Raw genomic sequence first — 3,419 nt, forward strand, 5'->3', positions numbered from 1 at the left:
ACAGTACCGGGCCGCCGTGTCGGGTCAGGCGTCGAGCGGGCGGGGCCGGGGCGGCGCGGGCAGGGGTGGGGCGAGAGGCCGTGGGGCGGGTGGCGGGCCGCCGGCGTGCGATAACTCCTCAAGAATCAGTGCTGTGGGGGAGGGGAGCCTGGGATTGCGGAGTTCGGGCAGCCGACGACGTCCGGATGTGAGGAGTTAGAGCACGGGGCCGCTGGCAGGGAGCGGCGAGGCGGGCGGTGTGAACGGAGAGGTCGGGCGGCCCGGCGAAGCCTCGGCCGTGCGCCAACTCCTCAAAATCGGAGCTGCGCTGGTGATGGTCGCCCGGGATTCCGGGGTTCGAGCCCGCGGCGGTGTGCAGATGTGAGGAGTTACGGCACGGGGCGAAGGTCCGCCCGGGTTGGCGGTGGCACGACGAGGCGGCCCGGTCGGAGAGACCGGGCCGCCGTGTCGGGTCAGACGTCGAGCGGGCGGGGCGCGAGGCGTGTCAGCTGCGTGACGTGGCGGGGCTCCAGCTCGGCGATCGAGGCGACGCCGAGGAGCTTCATGGTCCGCTCGATCTCGCTGCGCAGGATCTCGATGGTCTTGTCGACGCCGGCCCGGCCGCCGGCCATCAAGCCGTACAGGTAGGCACGGCCGATGAGGGTGAACTTCGCACCGAGAGCGAGGGATGCCACGATGTCGGCGCCGTTCATGATGCCGGTGTCGATCATCACGGTGGCGTCCTTCCCGACCTCGCGGACCACGGTCGGCAGGAGGTGGAAGGGGATCGGCGCGCGGTCGAGCTGACGGCCGCCGTGGTTGGAGAGGATGATGCCATCGACGCCGTGATCGATGAGGCGCTTCGAGTCCTCGACGTTCTGCACGCCCTTGATGACGATCTTGCCGGGCCAGATCTCGCGGATGACCTTGAGGTCTTCGTAGCTGATCGTCGGGTCCATCGCGGCGTTGAGCAGGTCGCCCACGGTGCCGCCGGTGGCCGACAGCGACGCGAACTCGAGCTTCGGCGTGGTGAGGAAGTCGATCCACCACCAGGGCCGGGGGATCGCGTTGATGATCGTGCCGAGGGTCAGCTGCGGCGGGATCGAGAAGCCGTTGCGCTTGTCGCGCAGGCGCGCACCGGCGACGGGGGTGTCGACGGTGAACTGCAGGGTGTCGAACCCGGCGGCGCCGGCGCGGCGGGCGAGCTCGTAGGAGATCTCCCGGTCGCGCATGACGTACAGCTGGAACCAGTTGCGTCCGTTCGGGTTCGCGGCCTTCACGTTCTCGATCGACGTCGTGCCGAGCGTCGAGAGGGTGAACGGGATGCCGGCGGCTCCCGCCGCGCCCGCCCCGGCGATCTCGCCCTCGGTCTGCATCAGCCGGGTGAAGCCGGTCGGTGCGATGCCGAACGGCAGCGCGGAGGGTCCGCCGAGGATCTCGACGGAGGTGTCGACGTCGGCGGCGGGCCGCAGCACGTCGGGGTGGAACTCGACATCCTGGAAGGCCTGCCGGGCGCGGGCGAGGGAGGTCTCCCCCTCAGCGGCGCCGTCGGTGTAGTCGAACGCGGCCTTGGGGGTGCGGCGCTTCGCGATCGTCCGCAGATCGTTGATCGTGTATGCGGCATCCAGTCGACGCTTGGTGCCGTTGAGTTCCGGCTTCTTGAACTGCATGAGTTCGAGGAGCTCGAGCGGCTTGGGGAACTGGCGCTGAACCATGGGAGTTCCGTCCTTACGCCCGCGGCTGGTGGCGGCGGGGCTGGTGAGTGAGAGCGACGAGGTCGCGGAGGGATTCGAGGGAGCCGGAGAGGATGCCGGTCGCGCGTGCCTGAACGAGGATATTCCCCAGTGCGGTCGCTTCGACAGGCCCCGCCAGCACGGGCACGCCGGACCGGTCGGCGGTGCGCTGGCAGAGCAGCTCGTTCAATGCGCCGCCGCCGACGATGTGGATGACCCGCACGTCGACGCCGCCGACGCGGGCGGCCTCGTGCGCGGCATCCGCGAACGCCTGCGCGAGCGATTCGATGATGCTGCGGGCGAACTCCGCTCGGGTGCGGGGCGCAGCCACGCCGTTCTCCTCGCACCATGAGCTGATTCGCGCGGGCATGTCTCCCGGCGGCAGGAAGCGCGGGTCGTCGACGTCGAAGATCGGGATGGGTCCCGAGACCTCTTCGGCCGAGTCCAGCAGCGTCGGGAGGTCTATCGGGTGGCCTTCGCGCTGCCATCCGCGGACGGCCTCGCTGAGGATCCACAGCCCCATGACGTTGCGGAGGAGGCGCACGCGACCGTCGACGCCGCCCTCGTTCGTGAACTTCGCCTCGCGGGCGGCATCGGTGAGCACCGGCCGCGGGGTCTCGACGCCGACGAGTCCCCAGGTGCCGCACGAGATGTACGCGGCATCGGGAGAGGTCATCGGGACGGCCACGACGGCGGATGCCGTGTCGTGCGAGCCGACGGCCGTCACCGCCGTGCGGGTCGTGACTCCGAGCGCCGCGGCGACATCGGCGGACAGCTCACCGAGCGTCTCACCCGGCGCGATGAGCGGCGCCAGCAGGCGCGCCGGGATGCCCAGCGACGCGAGCAGCGCGGCATCCCATTCCCCGGTGTCGGCGCGGAGGAGCCCCGGCGTCGAGGCGTTGGTGCGCTCGGTGCGGGCCTGGCCGGTGAGCCAGTACCCGATCAGGTCGGGGATGAGCAGGGCGTGGTCGGCGATGCCGAGGAGCTCCGGGTCTTCCGCGACGAACTGGTACAGCGTGTTGAACGGCAGGAACTGAAGACCGTTCCGCGCGAACAGGTCGGCATGGGGATGCCGCGCGTGCACCGCGTCGACGCCGGCGGCCGTGCGTTCGTCGCGGTAGTGGAACGGCTCGCCGAGGAGGCGGGACCGGGTGATGAGGCCGTAGTCGACCGCCCACGAGTCCACGCCGACGCTCGCGATGCCCGGATTCTCGCGGAGCGCGTCGCGGAGCCCGCCGAGGACGGCGCCGTACATGCCGACGAGGTTCCAGTGCAGGCCGTCGGACAGACGCACCGGGTCGTTCGGGAAGCGGGCGACGGTCTCCGTGTCGAGCTGCTTCGGTCCGACGCGACCGACGATGACCCGCCCGCTGGCTCGCACGCCGGGAGGCGCCCGACCGCCCCGACGGGGTGTTCTGCGCGAACGACCTGCTCGCCGTCGGGGTGCTGCAGGGGGCGGGGATCCTCGGAACCCTCCGCGTGCCCGAGGACATCGCCCTCGTCGGCTATGACGACATCGACTTCGCGCAGGCCACCGTCGTGCCGCTGACCTCGGTGCGTCAGCCTGCGCGCGCCATCGGCGCCGCCGCGGTCGACGCGCTGTTTGCCGCGCTCGCCGACCCGGACGCTGCGCCGCAGCGCGTGCGCTTCCGTCCCGAGCTGGTGGTCAGGGCGTCGACCGGCGGGTGACCTGGGGGTCGGCACACC

At 71.2% G+C, this 3,419-nt stretch carries 2 protein-coding genes and 1 pseudogene; 1 reads left to right on the forward strand and 2 read right to left on the reverse strand.

Annotated elements, in window-relative coordinates:
- Window positions 1-452: 452 nt before the first annotated feature.
- Together ACHFGS_RS03680 and ACHFGS_RS03685 are read right to left on the reverse strand one after the other, a co-directional pair.
- Complete coding sequence (locus ACHFGS_RS03680) at window positions 453-1,694, reverse strand: alpha-hydroxy-acid oxidizing protein (protein ID WP_394278356.1); 1,242 nt, start codon at window positions 1,692-1,694, stop codon at window positions 453-455.
- A 13-nt stretch (window positions 1,695-1,707) separates the two neighbouring features.
- Window positions 1,708-3,093, reverse strand: a complete 1,386-nt coding sequence (locus ACHFGS_RS03685) for a rhamnulokinase family protein (RefSeq protein ID WP_394278357.1) — start codon at window positions 3,091-3,093, stop codon at window positions 1,708-1,710.
- Between ACHFGS_RS03685 and ACHFGS_RS03690 the strand changes: the two are divergent.
- Window positions 3,087-3,401 (forward strand): annotated as a pseudogene (locus ACHFGS_RS03690) (substrate-binding domain-containing protein); the annotation flags it as partial. The gene ACHFGS_RS03685 and the pseudogene ACHFGS_RS03690 sit on opposite strands and share 7 nt — an antisense overlap.
- Window positions 3,402-3,419: the final 18 nt, after the last annotated feature.

The sequence above is a fragment of the Microbacterium sp. genome, from assembly GCF_043427715.1.
GTDB lineage: Bacteria > Actinomycetota > Actinomycetes > Actinomycetales > Microbacteriaceae > Microbacterium.